Source organism: Endozoicomonas sp. SESOKO3 (genome assembly GCF_024606255.1).
This window is the reverse complement of the sequence record NZ_JAHHPR010000100.1, coordinates 1-15795: the sequence shown is the minus strand read 5'-3', so window position 1 is coordinate 15795 and position 15795 is coordinate 1. Positions and strand designations below refer to the sequence as shown.

18 protein-coding genes and 1 pseudogene are annotated in these 15795 nt (G+C 46.9%); 1 reads left to right on the top strand and 18 read right to left on the bottom strand.

The annotated features are described in order from the left end of the window. Positions 1–223: 223 nt before the first annotated feature. The 7 genes and pseudogenes from KDK18_RS01700 to hsdR form a co-directional block, all read right to left on the bottom strand. The gene (locus KDK18_RS01700; RefSeq protein ID WP_257252733.1) at positions 224–775 is read right to left on the bottom strand and encodes a recombinase family protein; all 552 of its coding nucleotides are present in this window, start codon (positions 773–775) and stop codon (positions 224–226) included. 473 nt (positions 776–1248) lie between these two features. After that, positions 1249–2193, bottom strand: a complete 945-nt coding sequence (locus tag KDK18_RS01695) for an Abi family protein (RefSeq protein WP_257252732.1) — start codon at positions 2191–2193, stop codon at positions 1249–1251. Positions 2194–2306: 113 nt separating this feature from the next. Next, a complete protein-coding gene (locus KDK18_RS01690) occupies positions 2307–2483 on the bottom strand; it encodes a hypothetical protein (RefSeq protein ID WP_257252731.1) in 177 nt (58 codons plus the stop codon). Between the two features lie 21 nt (positions 2484–2504). After that, the gene (locus KDK18_RS01685) at positions 2505–4277 is read right to left on the bottom strand and encodes a restriction endonuclease subunit S (RefSeq protein ID WP_257252730.1); all 1773 of its coding nucleotides are present in this window, start codon (positions 4275–4277) and stop codon (positions 2505–2507) included. Further along, positions 4274–5986: an N-6 DNA methylase gene (locus KDK18_RS01680; RefSeq protein WP_257252728.1), complete on the bottom strand. Its 1713-nt coding sequence runs from the start codon at positions 5984–5986 to the stop codon at positions 4274–4276. Before KDK18_RS01680 ends, KDK18_RS01685 begins: the two co-directional genes overlap by 4 nt. Then, entirely contained in the window at positions 5983–6351 is a 369-nt protein-coding gene (locus tag KDK18_RS01675; RefSeq protein WP_257252727.1) for a hypothetical protein, read from the bottom strand. The genes KDK18_RS01680 and KDK18_RS01675 overlap by 4 nt, the downstream gene beginning before the upstream one ends. A 12-nt stretch (positions 6352–6363) precedes the next feature. Next, positions 6364–8812: pseudogene (gene hsdR, locus KDK18_RS01665) on the bottom strand (EcoAI/FtnUII family type I restriction enzme subunit R). Positions 8813–9677: 865 nt separating this feature from the next. Between hsdR and KDK18_RS01660 the strand changes: the two are divergent. Next, on the top strand, positions 9678–10154 hold the full coding sequence (locus KDK18_RS01660) for a hypothetical protein (RefSeq protein ID WP_257252723.1): 477 nt from the start codon (positions 9678–9680) through the stop codon (positions 10152–10154). A 209-nt stretch (positions 10155–10363) separates the two neighbouring features. Here the strand turns inward: KDK18_RS01660 and KDK18_RS01655 are convergent, their stop codons facing one another. The 11 genes from KDK18_RS01655 to KDK18_RS01605 form a co-directional block, all read right to left on the bottom strand. Continuing rightward, entirely contained in the window at positions 10364–10552 is a 189-nt protein-coding gene (locus tag KDK18_RS01655; protein WP_257252722.1) for a hypothetical protein, read from the bottom strand. Between the two features lie 74 nt (positions 10553–10626). Further along, complete coding sequence (locus KDK18_RS01650; protein WP_257252721.1) at positions 10627–10830, bottom strand: hypothetical protein; 204 nt, start codon at positions 10828–10830, stop codon at positions 10627–10629. 75 nt (positions 10831–10905) lie between these two features. Then, a complete protein-coding gene (locus tag KDK18_RS01645) occupies positions 10906–11166 on the bottom strand; it encodes a hypothetical protein (protein ID WP_257252720.1) in 261 nt (86 codons plus the stop codon). 77 nt (positions 11167–11243) lie between these two features. After that, positions 11244–11594 carry a hypothetical protein gene (locus KDK18_RS01640; protein ID WP_257252718.1) on the bottom strand — a complete coding sequence of 117 codons (351 nt, stop codon included), beginning with the start codon at positions 11592–11594 and terminating at the stop codon, positions 11244–11246. A 188-nt stretch (positions 11595–11782) separates the two neighbouring features. Next, entirely contained in the window at positions 11783–12073 is a 291-nt protein-coding gene (locus KDK18_RS01635; protein ID WP_257252717.1) for a hypothetical protein, read from the bottom strand. A 12-nt stretch (positions 12074–12085) separates the two neighbouring features. Next, positions 12086–12523 (bottom strand): hypothetical protein, encoded by a 438-nt coding sequence (locus KDK18_RS01630; RefSeq protein ID WP_257252716.1) that lies wholly within the window; start codon positions 12521–12523, stop codon positions 12086–12088. Beyond that, complete coding sequence (locus KDK18_RS01625; protein ID WP_257252714.1) at positions 12520–12798, bottom strand: hypothetical protein; 279 nt, start codon at positions 12796–12798, stop codon at positions 12520–12522. The genes KDK18_RS01630 and KDK18_RS01625 overlap by 4 nt, the downstream gene beginning before the upstream one ends. An 11-nt stretch (positions 12799–12809) precedes the next feature. Beyond that, complete coding sequence (locus tag KDK18_RS01620) at positions 12810–13130, bottom strand: hypothetical protein (protein WP_257252713.1); 321 nt, start codon at positions 13128–13130, stop codon at positions 12810–12812. Between the two features lie 5 nt (positions 13131–13135). Next, positions 13136–13375: a hypothetical protein gene (locus KDK18_RS01615; protein WP_257252711.1), complete on the bottom strand. Its 240-nt coding sequence runs from the start codon at positions 13373–13375 to the stop codon at positions 13136–13138. Next, the gene (locus KDK18_RS01610; protein WP_257252708.1) at positions 13368–14738 is read right to left on the bottom strand and encodes a tyrosine-type recombinase/integrase; all 1371 of its coding nucleotides are present in this window, start codon (positions 14736–14738) and stop codon (positions 13368–13370) included. The genes KDK18_RS01615 and KDK18_RS01610 overlap by 8 nt, the downstream gene beginning before the upstream one ends. A 382-nt stretch (positions 14739–15120) precedes the next feature. Then, entirely contained in the window at positions 15121–15603 is a 483-nt protein-coding gene (locus KDK18_RS01605) for a helix-turn-helix domain-containing protein (RefSeq protein ID WP_257252707.1), read from the bottom strand. Positions 15604–15795 lie beyond the last annotated feature (192 nt).

The window sequence follows — 15795 nt, the reverse complement described above, 5'->3', positions numbered from 1 at the left end:
TAGGTATTCTCTCGGAAAAGGAACAACCTTGTGATTGTTTTCTCTGGCAATTTTGTATGTAGTTCTTTTTTCAGTCATATAAGCCAATAAAAAACATAGTAAAGGGGCTGGTGGTCACGAATCATGCTTCTAGTAAAAAGCCTTCGTCTGGTTCGACTATCCCCGGTGCAATTCCAGAGCGTGGTTCACCAGCTCGAAGGCCATGTGTTCAGGTTAGCTCATCCTATGAAAGGGCGTTGTACAATGTTTGCCTACTGACAGCGTACTCCAGGGCTAATGCTTTCTTCTGCTCGCCAGCACTGATCCGTGCTTTTATCTCAGTCAGTTGCTGTTTGGTCAGCTTGGGTTTTGCTCCAATCTGCTTACCCTGCTTTCTGGCAGCTGCAATCCCTTCACGTTGTCGTTCCCTGATCATGCTGCGCTCGAATTCAGCAAAGGCTCCCATCATTTGAAACATCAGCTTATGCATAGGGGTGCTTTCACCTGAGAACATCAGGTTCTCTTTGTGGAACTGGACGCTAATACCCTGTTCGGTTAGATCTTCAACCAGTGTCTGAAGGTCTTTCAGGCTGCGTGCAAGACGGTCTATAGAGTGGACATGCAACAGGTCACCTTTGCGCAAGTGTCGCAGACAGGCTTTCAATTGAGGCCGGTTGGTGTCCTTACCACTGCAATGTTCTTCAAAAGTAGTATCCAGTTCAACACCATCAAGCTGGCGGGCTGTGTTCTGGTCAATACTACTGACCCTGATGTATCCGACGTTCTGTCCTTTCATGGCGGTCTCCTCTACTTCTTATTCTGAGTAAAGTAAAGGCTAGGCTTTGTTTTACACTAAGTCCAATTGAGCAGAAATAAGTTAATTGGACACGATAGATCAGTGACTTAGCGTCGTGCTGTGGTCTGTCCGGAAAGTACACTTAACTTGACACAAGTCGGTTCGACCATCCTTTGTCTATAATATATTCACGCTCTGTTGCAGGCTGGAATGCTACAACGTCCCAACGGAGGTGTGACGGGGCAATTAGCACCAGAGATACCGGCAGGGCTTCACACCTTCAACCCAATAAAACTCTTGCTTTTGGTGGTAATTGGGCTGACGTACAACATCTGGTATTTTTGAATGAGTATTGAAAGAAACTTAACATTTTGAATGATTTTAAGTTGACTTACCCACCTGATGAGCTAGTATTTCGGGTAACACGGCCCCCGCCTCTTCGTTGCTTGCAACCTACGCGGGGGTTCTTATTTTTACCTTCCTATAAGTCCTTTCCACCCATCCTGTAGCCCGATATCGTTTATTGACACCTTCCTGTCGGACTTGATTTCAGGGAATTCATCCAACTGCTGTATAAGTCTGTCGTGCCATTTCGTGGCAGGGCAAATAATGCTCATCAGGTGAGCAACAATGTTGATCAGCAGAAAGGGTTTGGATATCAGATCATTCTTTCCAAGGTAATGATCACACCAGCTAATTTCACCTGGAGCGGGTAATTTCGGCTGATCAATCACATTGCGATTCCAAAGGCGGCTGTGGTGAGCGCAGAGATTACGAAGGTAGTTCAACGAGCGTAACCAACTGGAAAATACCTTGAAGTCTGTCACCCCATACTTTGAGGAAATTTTCCTTTGATCAGGCACTTTCATCATCGAAAACAGCTGCGACATGGCCCCGAAGTCCCAGACCTCTATAGCTACCCAAATGGGTAAGTCTGCGCCATGAGTGTGACGATAATGCTTAACGAAATCTTCCTTTGATCGTTTCAGCAGATTTTCATATTTTTTCAGCCAGTTAGCATGTCGCTTATTTTTTCCTGCAAACGTCGGATGAAACTGGTCAATATTCTTGTAAGCGTAGGTATCTCGCTCACCGAGCAAATAAGCGATATCGACCCTCAAAGCCACTTCAATCCGTTCAAGTGCATCCAGCATCAATTGCCGTAAGTTCTTATCAAAAATATAGAGATTCACGGCATCAGAAAAGTGTGTGTTTGCAACAAACTCGTTTTCTTTAACCACTTGGAAATTTGGCTGAATGCGAAAGACCCGGAAAGGATAGAGGTAGGCACTCAGCCGGTAATAACCAATGCGTTGGAGATGATTAAGCGCTGCAGCTTCGTCAGAAACCACCAGATTACGCGAGACCAACAAATCCAGTTGTTGCTGGAAAGTTTTCCAGGGACGTTCGTAAACCATTGAACCTCAGTACTTATGCGTAGTTTTTTATTTGGCAACCAGCCAGCGTGTTATTCACTAACAGGATACTATAGTGACCTGCTAGATCCTGCACCAACATAAAAATATCAATATCAAGTGACTTTAATCCCTTCCACCCCAAGCCCGTTTGAGCCCTGAAGAACGATCAGCAAGCAGTCGGGGTTCAGAATGGATATATCTTGAAATACCTGCTCTTCAAGCTGGTTTTCGTTATCCAATGGAGCAGTGGAGGTTTTGCCCATTTTCCAGATGCCATGTTGTATTGCCATACTGCGCTCCTTGCCTTGCGGTCAGGCGACTGCTTGTTCAACCATTGCACTGGCCAGTTGTAACTGGGTGGTTTGGGTTTGGTGGATTTGGGATTTTAGGGTGTTGCATAAAGTCATTAGCTCGTTGACTTGGGAGACTACACGAAGTTGCTCATTCTTTGGAGGTAAAGCAATAAAAGCATTATTTAGTTTTTTTAATGTAACTCTGGTAATAGCAACTCCCGTCATACCAGCTCGCATTTCTTTGTAGAAATAGGGAGACCTGAGTGAAAGTAATAAAAATGAATTTATAACCTCATCTGGACACTTCAAAAGAGCGACACTTGAGAGCATGGAAAAAGGTTTTTCAAGCGTGTTTATTGTTGCAATACCTGTCGTTGCACCATCTTTAATGTAGAGGATATCTCCAAACTCTGGATCACACCGGCTATAAATTTCATCATGTACAACTTGGGTAACATAGGTTGCGTTGCTGAGCTGAATGCCTGTTGGTTTTATATTTTTGGCGGATATGTACAAATAATCACCACTTTCACCATTTGGAGGGGAATGATGTGTCCCATCAGTAATTTTTTTTAAAACTGTGCCAAGCCTTACCCACACCCACCCCTGCGGCAGATTAAAGGGCTTTTCTTCATCGGTAATCACTGGCAACGGTTTCTGCTTCTTAATCTTCTTGTCTTTCACTAACTGCGCTTTCTCAGCCGCAATTTTTTCCAACAGTACTGAAGCCGGTTCATCCTCCGGATTCTGTGGCACCAGCCTGCCCATTACCGCCAGTTGCAGAACGGTTTGTTTAAGCTGGTCAACGCTGTGGTCGGTGGTGAACAGGGTGTCGAAGTGCCCGGCGATTCTGGCCCAGTTTTCGGCTACTTCATCGGCGGTAGTGCTGTTGGTTAAGGTGGCTAACAGTTCTTCCACCAGGGTTTGGTGGGCGGCGATGCTGTTGGTTTGTTGTTGTTCTAGCTGGTCGCAGAGCGCCATAAGTTCGTTGACTTTGAAAACTATTCGACCTTCTTCTTCAGCTGGAGGAATAGCAACTGGGCATGCTCGAAGTTGCGTTTTATTAATAGAAGCAAGGTTGGTTGTTTGCTTGCTGGAACCGGCAAAGTATTTTCTCGCTATCGGCCCATTGAGATACCTTTCTAGCCACAGCTCACTCTGCTTTTCTAAAAAAATGCGAACTTTGTAAACATGGTTTTGGTGAGCAACATAAGGTAATTCACCAAACCAAATGGCAGTCCTTCCAACTTTATCCCAATCCCCGCCTTCGATTATTAGCAAGTCACGATCTTTGACTCGATATTTATCTTTTTCATCCTCTGGGATGTCGATCTCTTTGATTTCCCTAAGATCAAGGTGTCCACGTTGCACATTTGCAACTCTGAGATATGGAACAGTAGTTAATGTTCGCCCTTCGAGCTTTCGCCCTTTTGTAATACCACTTTGAATATCTGCAATATCTTCAAGTCGCACCCACTCCCATCCACCGGGCAGCTGATAAGGTTTATCTTCATCCCTCATTGCAAGCAAAGGCTTCTGCTTGTTTATTTCTTTTTCTTTGAGCAATCGTGTCTTTTCGGCTGCAATCTTCTCCAACAAAACAGAAGCTGGTTCATCCTCTGGATTCTGCGGCACAAGCTTCCCCCGTACCGCCAGCTCCAAAATCAGCTCCCGCAATTTCTTAATGCCATGCAAATCCAGCTTGCTGCTACTGCCACGGCCGGACGTACTTTTGGTTGTGTGAGCACTGCCCCAGAGGTCAAAGTTTTCGCTAACGGCGTTTAACATCATTCGACTCCCTTCTCAGTGTTACCAGACAGGGCTTGTGCCAAAATTTCTTTCAGCTGACGGCGGGTTTCTGCCATTTCCTTCTGCTGTGCAGCGTACTGGCTCAACAGCTCATCCGGGTCATGACTGACTTGTTCGCCGATATGAGGGTTGTCGATATCGAGGTTGTAGATTGGCCAGTAGATGGCATCGGCAGCTTTCTTTTCCGTGTCGGCTTTTGCCTTAAGTGTTTTGGCTTCCTGGGTTTGCTGCCTGATCTGTTCGTTCAGGGCTGCTTTTTTGCTGACAACAGAGACGGTTTTCAGATCTTCTTTTAGCTGCTTAACGCTGGATTCCAGCCGGTTGGCCTGTTGCTTGTAGTCGGCTTCTTTATCTCTGTGTGGCTGTGCTTTTTTTTCGGCTTCAGCTTTGATGGTTTTGAAGTCTAATTTCCAGGCAAACTCATTCTGTACCCGGCTGGCAAAACCATCCGCTTCGTTGCCCCACCATACTTGCTCAGCTTTGAACTCTTCCACCCGCATGGGCCGGGTTTTGCTGTAGTTCTTGTAACCTTCCGGATAAGGGTGTTGGTAAAACCAGATGGTTTCTGTTGGTTGCCCCTTGGTAAAAAACAGCAGGTTGGTTTTAATGCCGGTGTAGGGATTAAACACACCATTGGGTAAACGGACAATGGTGTGCAGGTTACACTCTTCCAGCAACTTTTCTTTCAGCTTCGATTTGGTGCCTTCGCCAAACAGGAAGCCATCCGGCAAGACCACAGCAGCACGACCATTCTCTTTGAGCAGGCGAATAAATAACGCCATGAACAAATCAGCCGTTTCTCTGGTTCGGATATTGGCCGGGAAGTTTTTTTCTATCCCTTCTTCTTCTGTGCCCCCAAAAGGCGGATTGGCCACAATCACGTCTACCCGTTCATCTTTTTTCCAGTCAGTTAATGGGCGGGAAAGGGTGTTGTCGTGACGTATCTGGCTGGGCACTTCAATGCCGTGCAGTATCATATTGGTGGTAGCGAGCAGGTGAGGAAGAGGCTTTTTCTCTACACCGTATATGCTGCACTGTAGCGTCTGTTCATCGGCGGGCACTTTAACGTAATGCTTACGCTTATGCTCAATCGTGCAGGTCAAAAAGCCGCCAGTTCCACAAGCGGGGTCCATGACTTTTTCATTCAGTTTTGGATCGATCTGGCTCACCATAAACTCGGTAACGGCTCGGGGGGTGTAGAATTCCCCTGCGTTACCGGCACTTTGCAGGTCTTTGAGAATTTGTTCATAGATATCCCCAAAGGCGTGACGTTCCTGTGCCTTGTTAAAGTCGATGCTTTCCTGAATTTTATTAATGACCTGTCGGATCAGCTGGCCTGACTTCATGTAGTTGTAGGCATCTTCAAATACACTGCGAATCACGAAGGCTCGTTGATCATCACCCTTTGGTTGAAGGGTTTGTAATTCCGGAAACAGCTCATTGTCAATAAACTTCTTAAGCTTGTCACCGGTAATGCCTGCAGGGTCTGCAGCCCAGTTCCGCCAGCGCAATTCTTCTGGGATAGGCGATTCATAGTGTTCTTTGAACAGCTCCCACTCGTGCTCCCGGTCATCAAAGATTTTCAGAAAAAGCAACCAGACCAGCTGTCCAATACGCTGGGCATCACCGTCTACCCCTACGTCCTGGCGCATAAGATCCTGAATGGATTTGATCGTACTCGTGATACTCATTGGTCTTCAGAAATTTCCCAGTAAACGGCCTGATGGCTAACTTCGGACAGGTGAAACCAGCTTGTTGCAACCAGGTTAAACAAAACGAACGCCCGCCCTCCATTAATGAAGTCTTCATCAATCAGATAACAGGCTTTGAGATTGTTGGCAGTGAAGGCGATAGAGCTATCCCACCCCTTGAAAGCGTAGCCATTAAGGGCTTCCAGCAAGTCAGGGCAATGCTGTAGTAAGTCGGCAATAGTATGCCACTTTGACTCACGGTAAAAGCTGTCAGCAGGCTGGGATCGTAGTTTGCTGACAATATCGTCGCTGGTAAGCAGTGAATCAAGGAATGCTTTAAACGATGGATGTTTAACATTTGTCATTGCATCAAGGTACTACCTATCCAAATAATACAGTTGCTCTTCCAGTTCTTTAAACGCCTTCTGGTACTGAGACTTGCCACCAAACGCTTTTACCAATTCTATGGGCGCACCTATCTGGCTAAATGCCTGATCCGTCAGAATAGTCATATCTTCCACTGGCTCGATGCCCACATCGGCGTATTTGTCGAGTAATGTTTCCAGCACCTGACGAGCTACCCCTTCGTATTGGCTGAAATAGTTTCGCTTCTTCACATTATTGGCCCGCTCCCGTCGAGTGAGGGCTGGCCGGTCAAATGCAATGTGACAGATCAAGTCAAACGGGTCCAATTCTGTTCCCAGTTTCTCGCCGACATTATCTTGTAACTCCTGCCAGAAAACACCCAGTTCTGTCAGTTCATCAATTATGGCTTTTTTCTTGTCGGCAGCGGACCACTTGCGGAGGAAATCATCCATGCTGGCATACTGCTTTGCGACACACTGTTTGGTGTAATCGTGCATGGATTCGGTGACCAGTTTGCCGCTGGCATCCAGATGCTGAACTCGATATTTGGTGACTTTAAACGCCTGCCCTTTGACATGGTACTTGATGCGGGGTGGCTCCGGCGGTGGTTCAGGGTCACCTTCATCGCCCCCCTCCGGGTGGTATGGGTTCTGGCTCAGGTTCCGGTGTTATTTCGCTGGGTGGATCAGTGATGATCGGCGGATCTTCCTCTATTCCTCCTCCGCCACCTTCTCCTTCGGGATTTTCAGGTTCATCCTCTGGCGGGATAATGGGCTCACCTGGCTTAGGCTTGAATATCTGTACCGGCTCACCATCGAAGTCTTTGTCGGCAAAACGTTCAGTGGCTTTTTTAAAGTCCATGATAGTAAACCAGTGTTTGTCGTGATCCTCGTCAATGCGAGTTCCACGTCCAATTATCTGCTTGAATTCAGTCATGGATTGGATGCTTTGATCGAGAACAATCAGCTTGCATGTTTTAGCATCCACACCGGTCGTCATCAACTTGCTTGTCGTGGCGATGACCGGATAAGTGGATTCCGGGTCAATGAAGTTATCCAGCTCATCCTTACCTTCTTCGTTATCACCGGTAATCCGCATCACATACTTGCGGTTCTCTTTCACCCGATCCGGGTTCAAATTCACCAGTGCTTCCCGCATGCGTTCAGCATGATAGATGTCGTCACAGAAAACGATGGTCTTCTGAAGCTCATCGGTTTTCTGCAAATACTCAGTAACCTTCAGCGCTACCAGTTGGGTTCGCTCGTCAAAGACAATGTTTCTGTCCATATCCCGCTGGTTGAATATGCGGTCTTCAATCAGGTTGCCATACTTATCGATCTGTCCTTTTTGTGGTCGCCAGCCTTCAAGATCAATATCGAAATCAAATCGGATGACTTTGTATGGTGCCAGGAAGCCATCTTCAATCCCTTGTTTTAGAGAATAGGTATAAACAGGTTCACCAAAGTAATGGATATTGGAGACTTCCTTCGTCTCTTTTGGGGTGGCGGTTAAACCAACGTGTGTTGCAGAGGAAAAGTATTCCAGAATTTCTCGCCATGCAGAGTCTTCACGGGCGCTACCACGATGGCATTCGTCTATGACAATCAGGTCAAAGAAATCAGGATCAAACTGTTTATAGATGTTTTTTTCTTCTTCATTGCCTGAAACGGCCTGATAGAGCGACAGATATATCTCAAACGCTTTGTTGACCTGGCGCTTTTCAATTTTGGTCATCGCTGGGCCAAAGGGTTTGAAGTCGTTGGACTTGGTTTGGTCCACAAGAATATTGCGGTCGGCAAGAAACAGAATGCGCTTCTTCTTTTCAGATTTCCAGAGCCGCCAGATGATCTGGAAAGCGGTATAGGTCTTCCCGGTTCCAGTTGCCATGACCAGTAGAACTCGATTCTGGCCTTTGGCAATGGCTTCAATAGTGCGGTTAATAGCGTTTGCCTGGTAGTAGCGCGGAGTGCGCCCGGAACCATCATCGAAATAAGGGTAATTGACGGTTTTTTGAGCTGGCTCGTCTAATTCTTTTGCCTGGCAGTAGCGACTCCATAGCTCACCAGGCGAAGGGAATTCATTAAGGGACAACTCTGTTTGGGTTTGATCTGCATTACCCGTGCGGTCGTAAAATTTGAAGCCATCTCCATTACTGGAGAACACAAAGGGAATATCAAGTGCTTCTGCATAGCTCAGGGCTTGCTGCATTCCGGAGCCCATGCTGTGCTTGTTATCTTTGGCCTCGATGACCGCTATGGGTTGGTTTTTCTGATGATAGAGGATGTAGTCTGCCCGACGTTTTTTACCTCGGGCATGGAGCTTACCGCGAACGATGATGCGGCCTGCGGTGAAGGTTACCTCCTCTCTTACCTGAGTTTGGATATCCCAACCGGCCTTTTCGATGGCTGGGGTGATGTATTTGGTACATATATCACGTTCGGATAGTTCTTTTTTGTTCATCTCTCAGATCCTGTCACGTCAAGACCTCCCAAACTGCAATGAATCGCCACGAAAATAAGACTGAATATCGGCGAAAAGCTTGAATAGTGGGATCATTGTACCAGTGATAATAAAGAGAATGGGAGTGGCAAAGCTTGATAAAAAATGAACTTGATGTACGTCAACTTCTCGGTGTTTGGTGCTGGCATCAAGAGTTGAACTCGGGCCGGGTATAGGTCAGCTTTCCAGACAGAAACAACCTGAATAATATCAAACCAGCTCTGGGGGTTCAGCTGATCATGCTGCTCCAAAAAATAGCTATCTTCCGGTTGCTTTTAATGAATTGTATCAGGGTGTGTTTGAGCAGTTAAAGCATTTTAAGACGTATAGAGTGGGTTGGGTATATGTGATAGAAGGCACTGGATAACCTTCCCCTAATCTAGTGTTGACCTATTCCGACGGAAAGAGGGCGCATTAGCAGGCGCAAAAGCTCAGAAAGCAAAAAGCCCGTAGTGTTCGCTAACGCTACGGGCTCCGCTGTATATGGTGCCGGCACCAAGAGTCGAACTCGGGACCCACTGATTACAAGCTCGACGGGCATACATATAAAACCTTTAAAAACAATAAGTTATAAACGGCTTGAGTATGCCAGAATGCACTAATTTTGCTTTGTTATGTCACCTGTATGTCATTTAAATCGGGCTGTTAGGCCTAATCTACCACTTTTTTGAGGTGCATTCATCGCAACTTTTCCTTCCATAAAAGCAAATTTCGACCAGCAACAATAGGCCTGGTATGAGTTGTCATTGTGCTTTCACAACAGCATTGTCTGTTCTAAATTTAGAGTTTCTCAAACCACGCATTGGCTGCACAGAGAGTCTGCATTATGATCGATGATCCTCTAAACGTCCAAAAACGTGCTGAGCTGGTAGGGTACATTTGTACTCATTACTCTTACTTTGATTACTTGATTTCGAATGTTATCTGGAGCCAGTTATCTTTAGAGAAAGATGTTGGAGTAATGATAACAGGTCCTATGGATATACGACCTAAAATTGAATTGGCCATATCACTTCTTGATCACTATGAGAACAGTGAAAAGTTAAGGGCGCTTCTTCAACGATTTAAAAAGAATGCTTCTTCTGGAAACGGTTTTATTTCAAAGAGAAACAAAATCGTTCATGGAGTAATGTCTAGCTCTGATGGGTCATCGACTGTGATGATAGAGTTACATAGGAAAAAGTCACAGAGAGAGCGTCACGAGATCTCCTTAGAATATATTCAGCAATGTCATGACGAAATTTTGGCTGCCAATGATGAGTTAATAAATCTTATGCAGCCAGAGGGAATCAATATTGACTAAATATTTAATCGTAAAAAAGCAGCTTAATAACTGTATTGTCAGGGCACTCATTGCGAGAGTGCCCTGACAATTATGGGCTATAAACTACTTCGAGCTTGTACCCATTTTTTTTCTCTCTTTTTCTTGTCTGCTATGCGTATGTTAATTAGTACGATTGTTAATGATATTAGAACTCACGCGCGGTATATCCCCTGTGTTATACGGCTTGATTAACCCCTAATAACAATCAAGAGCTTTGGGTTGTCCACACCCTCTCTTTCACATAAAGATTCGGATGCTTCAACAACGCTATGAACTTCTCCGGAATAATCTCCTTCTGCTGTGTCACAGTTGGAATAGACAACCTCAGCATTCGGGTCTAATTGCTTCAGTTTTTTAATTAATTCTTTAACTTTCACTCTGCTAGTCCTCTGCAAATAGCCGCATAACAACGGCATGGAGAGGGATGCCTCCGGCACCCCTCATGCTTGGGTTATACGGCAACCCAATTTTCACCACTGAATTCGAGCCTTACCCCGTCTTTTATTGCCCAAACCCTCGGAGGGTTTCTTGCGGTCAGGTCTGTTTTTATCTTTGCCCCTTTTGGTAATTTTTCGACCATATCCATCAGCATTTTTTGGTGCGGATATAACTTTAAATCTGGGACTATTTCTTTAGCAAATTCAGAAAGTTTCATGTTTATCTACCTGCTAGTTCAGCCGCATAACAACTCGCCTGTCTGGGACAACTTCGTTGCCCGTCAGCTTTGCGGTTATACGGCTTCTTCCAGCACTTCGCTTGCTGCCTTATTTTTTGCTTTACCTTTGTGACCGTCAATCCTCATTAGCAGCCTTTCCATGGCTCGCCAGCCTTTTTTTCCTTTTTCAAACGGCTCATTAAAATCAACATGCCATATATTGTCGTCAGAGGTTTCACCCTTCTTCAGCAGCTTCAGGACTTTGACTGTTCGGCCTGTAAAACCTTTTCTACTTTTTATACATATTGCTAAACATCCAGCTTCTATCTTTTTCATATGCTCTCCAAGTTCGTGCCTATCGCCGCATAACAACTCGCATCTCTGGGACAGCTACGCTGCCCGTGTGCTCTGGGTTATACAATCCCCCACTTATCCCGCAAAGTATCCATAACATCCTGCCCGTGATACCCGGCTTCATCCATCCATGCCGAAGGCCAGAGGTGATGTGGTTGGTAACCCATTAATACCAGGTCAGCATGAGCACGGTTTTCAGTATCAAATGAAAGGAGCTTTACAAAATCAAACTCTTTGCCATATTCCATGGCCAGCAACAAAGAAGCCGCAGCTTCAGCACTGGAGCCACCATGTTCTAATGCCATACTGGCCAGAGCGTAAGCTGATTTGCCACGATCCGAGGTGTTTAATATGGATGAGCGCTTGGTCTGCGCTTGTTTTATGTAATGTTCCAGTTTGGTTGTTTCCATTGTTAGACTCCTTTCCAGTGCGTTACGTATTGCGGTTGCGTTGAAGTTAACGCTCCGTTTAGTGCAAATATCCCGAGGTCAGCCCAGTATTCGCCGGTTGACTCAGTTTCATCGTCGAACAAAACTTTGCACTGCTGTCCATCTGAGGGTTTTTGTTCATCTAAGCTGATCCACTTGTCATCCATCATCTAACCTCCGATAGTCTCTGCCAACTTATTGAGCTTTATCATTTTATTGATTTTGTAGAAGTCGCTGATTTCAGGAATACGCTTTAACTGTTCCAGCACAATTTCTAAATCAGCGATTTCCTCGGCAACATAAAGTAGATATTTGTCGTCTTTGCGATTGAATGCCTTATTTAAGACCCTTATTAATTCGCCGCACTCTTCCATGGCTTGGCACGCTTGCGCCTGTTCACCAAAATACTTCAGTGCTTGTTCATAGATTTCCGGAAATTCTTCTTCTGCCAGTGTTTCCATTGCTATCTCCTTTTAACCCAACCACTTCTCACCATTACAGGAGGTACAGGTCCGGGTACCCATTAATTCGTCGGTGTTGTCGTCCCAGATTTCTTGCTCACCTGATCCGAAGCAGTCTGGGCAATCGCGCTTGTAACGGTTGTCTACGCGGTAGCGCTTCCAGCGCTTGGCGATCTTCTGGAATATCTCGTCGCCGTTTTCGATCATGTAATGGGGTTCTTCCCAGACGGAGCGACGGAGCATGAGGACATTCATCGCATGGATCATGTTCTTGTCGTCCAGTTCACACAGGTCGGCGACATTGAGCTGCCAGTCAGCTCCGTTGTAAGCAGAGAGAAGCACCTGGGCGGCGCATCGGGCATAACCGCCACCGTGATTCAGAGCCAGGTCGGATAGAGCATTGACCGAAGCTGCGTACTTTTGTTTGGGTGTCATGGCTTGTGCGGTCATGCTGTCTCTTCCTGTTTAAGATGGTCTTTCCAGACGATGCTTTTCTTTGAAATCGGGTTTTCCGAAGTGGTCATCACTCCGGGGGGGATTTGTTTAATGCTGCCTCCCCTGGCTTTGAATTCCTGAATTTGCGCTTCAATTAACTTGCGAAGGGCTTCTTTGTAATTCGGGGAGCGTTCTTCCGGCGATGTATTTCTTTCATCCAGAAGAATGCAGGCGGCTTTGATGGGGTCGGTCTCTTTTTTACGTCCTCGTTTTTTTATTACCGCGTCCATAACGGTCTCCTTCAGGCAATAGCCTGGGTTGGTCGTTTGTCAGGGTTGTTCAGGTAGTAGTAGAGTGTTCGTCTTGGGATACAGAGTTTTTCGCTGATGGTGGCCACCGGGACATTCTCTTCAGCGAGGGCTCTGGCCAGCGCTATATCGTGGTCGGAATGTCGTGACCATTTGTGTTTCTCTCCTGTCACCTGGCCGGTTATTCCCATGTACAGAGCCTTGCTAAAAACGCTGTTTCGGGTTCTGCCCAGAGCGCAGGCGGTCTCATCCAGTGGGTATTTTTTGTAATTGGCTTCGAGGTACTGTTCTTCTTCTTTTGTCCAGCGTCGCATGATGCTTACCCCAGTTCGTCCAGATCGAAAATGGAACGTTGGCAACGGCTGCCTTCGGGCAGTTTGAAAGCGGCGATCCGCACCTGTTGTTCTACTATGGGAACGTGAATGACCTCGCCCCTATCAACCAGCTCTTCCAGATCCCTCGTGCGCTGTCTTCTTTCTGCGAGCGGGAAGTGAATCAGGATTTCCGGGCCTGACATAGGTCTTGTGTCAGACAGCAGCTCAATGATTGGGTTAGGCATCGTCATCACCTTTTGAATGAAGCCGAGTGCTCTGGCCGACTTTGTTCATTCTTTCCAGTCGATCCTGCAGGCGGGTATGGGCGTAACGATCGACCATGCGGCGATCTTTCCAGCCCTGTTCGTCCATGATGGTTCTGTCATCCACTCCGGCATTGAGCGCTTCAGTGGTCCAGGTGTGTCGGAGGTCATGCCAGCGGAAGCGCTCTGGTATGTTCAGTAGTGTTTTCAGGTTGTTCCATTTCTTTCGGAATTCTCCCCAGCGCTGCCCATTGCCGTTATGAAAGACGACGTCTGAGTGAGGGCGTTTGTGCATCTCGCATTCACGCAATAGCAACTCAATACGTCGGGTCATTGTGGTAATCAGGGTGTCTTTGTTTTTGGTTCGTGTTTCTCTTTGGGAGCGGTCGAAAGGGTCAATCTCCTGTTCCTCTGCACTGTGAACAATGAGATAACCCGGACGGATCTCTTCTTCTCCTGTGATAGGGTCTATGACTTTTTCCGGCCAGAACACCCGGTCCCAGGTCAGGCCGATCAGGTTACTGCGTCGCCAGCCGATCCAGGCAGCCCCTTTTATCAGCCGAACCATCTCACTGCCATAGAGTTCCTCTGCCTTTTCGATCAGGCAGAAAAACTGTTCAGAGGTCAGGTAATCAATGCGCGATTTGCCCGGCTCGATGCGGTCGATGAAGTCGGCCAGGTTCATATCAATCCATCGCAGCTTGCGGTAGACGTAGGAAAGAATGGTTGAAGCCAGGGTCTGCCTGAGTCGCAGTGTGTCTTTCCTGACCGGCCCCCTGCCCTTTGCCTGATTCAGTCGTTTCAGCAGAGCAGGGTCTGTGACTGGGTATCGTGGCTGTGGGATTTCTTCGCTTGCCGGGTGGGGCTGGTGATACCAGACTGATCCACCTCTCTCTTTGCGCAGTTGATAGAGTTCTTTGTTCAGGTAGGATCGTTTTGTAATCTTCAGTTGATCTTTGAAATAGAGTTCCAAGCCAACGACTATGCCTGTCTCTGAGTCGTTCAGAGCCAGGTCTTCCAGTCGCCAGAATTTGTTCCGAAACTCAAAGGGAATACGAAGCATGGCGGCGTTGCTTAAATCGTCACCATGGCTGGTTTTGCTCGGGGACTCCAGCGTAAGATACTCCATCATGGCTTCACCGAAGAAACGTTCTGGCTTCTCCCCCCTTGATACTTTCTTGGCGTTGGCAATCAGCCTTTCGTGGAAGTCTTCCGCCTCTTCGTTTGTGTTAAAAGTTTCCCGAGTCCGCGAGATACCGAGCCGCTGGTCTTTGTAGTCGTACTTAATCCGCCATCCGGCGTCTGTCTTGACCCTCTTCCACGGTTTTGTACGGCGTCTGCCCATGCTGAATTCCTCTTCCTGCGGCGGCTTTCAAAGTAGTCCGCCAACTGCTTTTCACTGAATTTGATCCACCTTCTGCCATTGCCAAAGTCGTAGTACTCAATGTTTCCCCGTTCGACTTCGGCATAGATGAAGGACACGCTCTGGCCCGAGCGGTCTGCTACGTCGACCACTGACAGAGTCGGATCATCCTGAGTGTCCAGAATGTTTTGCGCTTCCATCTGTCTTCTCTTTTATTTTTCAATGTTGCATCTATTGCACCATTTGAGCTAAGGTTAGCTTAAAGAAATTGTTGCAGTCAATGCACCAGACGAAAAAAAATAAAGCCCCGGGACCGGAGCTTTAGGAAGAAGAGGGAGTTATGAAAGCAACAAAAGAGGAAGGATCAGCTGTTTACAGCCTGTCGGCGCTCAGCAGAGAGTGCCAGCGCCTGGACCATATTGGCAATCTGGGCACGGTCGAAGTCATCGAGTTTTTCGAACCCGGCCAGTTCTTCAGGGACGAACAGGTCTTCATGGTTTCTGAGACCCAGAGCTTTGGCAACACGCTCAAGAGTGGCACGGGTATAGCCCTTGTCCTTCTCCAGTCGCATGATGGTTGTGTGATCCATTGTCTTTTCTTCGGTCACACAACGCTCTGCCAGCTCTCGCATGGACCAGCCTTTTTCGAGTCTGAGTCTGCGAACATTGTCTCCGGGTATTGCCATGTTTATCGGGCCTGTCTCAACTGGTTCATTCACTACACCAGTCTCCCGTATTGGTTGAAATCTGTATACGGCAGCCAGTTCACCACGTTTCATGTGTGGCTTCCTGTTTTCTTGTGCATTCAATACACCAGAATAGTCGATTATTCTCGCACTTGAGGCCATTTATGATCACTCCTTTTCAGAATCTCCTTAGACAAAAGCCCCGTCCCCCGGTGGTCTCTGTGCTTCGTGACCGTTTGGACGTGGATCGCTCTACTCTATACCGATGGTCAAAAGGTGAGTCATATCCCCCTTACACAGTGGCCGCTGAAATTATCAATATCCTGGCAGAGTACGGTGTCGCTATGGATTACA

Bases quoted from the DNA above. Each gene is read 5' to 3' on its own strand.
- KDK18_RS01700 (WP_257252733.1), bottom strand. From the start codon at position 775: ATGAAAGGACAGAACGTCGGATACATCAGGGTCAGTAGTATTGACCAG.
- KDK18_RS01695 (WP_257252732.1), bottom strand. From the start codon at position 2,193: ATGGTTTACGAACGTCCCTGGAAAACTTTCCAGCAACAACTGGATTTG.
- KDK18_RS01690 (WP_257252731.1), bottom strand. From the start codon at position 2,483: ATGGCAATACAACATGGCATCTGGAAAATGGGCAAAACCTCCACTGCT.
- KDK18_RS01685 (WP_257252730.1), bottom strand. From the start codon at position 4,277: ATGATGTTAAACGCCGTTAGCGAAAACTTTGACCTCTGGGGCAGTGCT.
- KDK18_RS01680 (WP_257252728.1), bottom strand. From the start codon at position 5,986: ATGAGTATCACGAGTACGATCAAATCCATTCAGGATCTTATGCGCCAG.
- KDK18_RS01675 (WP_257252727.1), bottom strand. From the start codon at position 6,351: ATGACAAATGTTAAACATCCATCGTTTAAAGCATTCCTTGATTCACTG.
- KDK18_RS01660 (WP_257252723.1), top strand. From the start codon at position 9,678: ATGATCGATGATCCTCTAAACGTCCAAAAACGTGCTGAGCTGGTAGGG.
- KDK18_RS01650 (WP_257252721.1), bottom strand. From the start codon at position 10,830: ATGAAACTTTCTGAATTTGCTAAAGAAATAGTCCCAGATTTAAAGTTA.
- KDK18_RS01645 (WP_257252720.1), bottom strand. From the start codon at position 11,166: ATGAAAAAGATAGAAGCTGGATGTTTAGCAATATGTATAAAAAGTAGA.
- KDK18_RS01640 (WP_257252718.1), bottom strand. From the start codon at position 11,594: ATGGAAACAACCAAACTGGAACATTACATAAAACAAGCGCAGACCAAG.
- KDK18_RS01635 (WP_257252717.1), bottom strand. From the start codon at position 12,073: ATGGAAACACTGGCAGAAGAAGAATTTCCGGAAATCTATGAACAAGCA.
- KDK18_RS01630 (WP_257252716.1), bottom strand. From the start codon at position 12,523: ATGACCGCACAAGCCATGACACCCAAACAAAAGTACGCAGCTTCGGTC.
- KDK18_RS01625 (WP_257252714.1), bottom strand. From the start codon at position 12,798: ATGGACGCGGTAATAAAAAAACGAGGACGTAAAAAAGAGACCGACCCC.
- KDK18_RS01620 (WP_257252713.1), bottom strand. From the start codon at position 13,130: ATGCGACGCTGGACAAAAGAAGAAGAACAGTACCTCGAAGCCAATTAC.
- KDK18_RS01615 (WP_257252711.1), bottom strand. From the start codon at position 13,375: ATGCCTAACCCAATCATTGAGCTGCTGTCTGACACAAGACCTATGTCA.
- KDK18_RS01610 (WP_257252708.1), bottom strand. From the start codon at position 14,738: ATGGGCAGACGCCGTACAAAACCGTGGAAGAGGGTCAAGACAGACGCC.
- KDK18_RS01605 (WP_257252707.1), bottom strand. From the start codon at position 15,603: ATGGCCTCAAGTGCGAGAATAATCGACTATTCTGGTGTATTGAATGCA.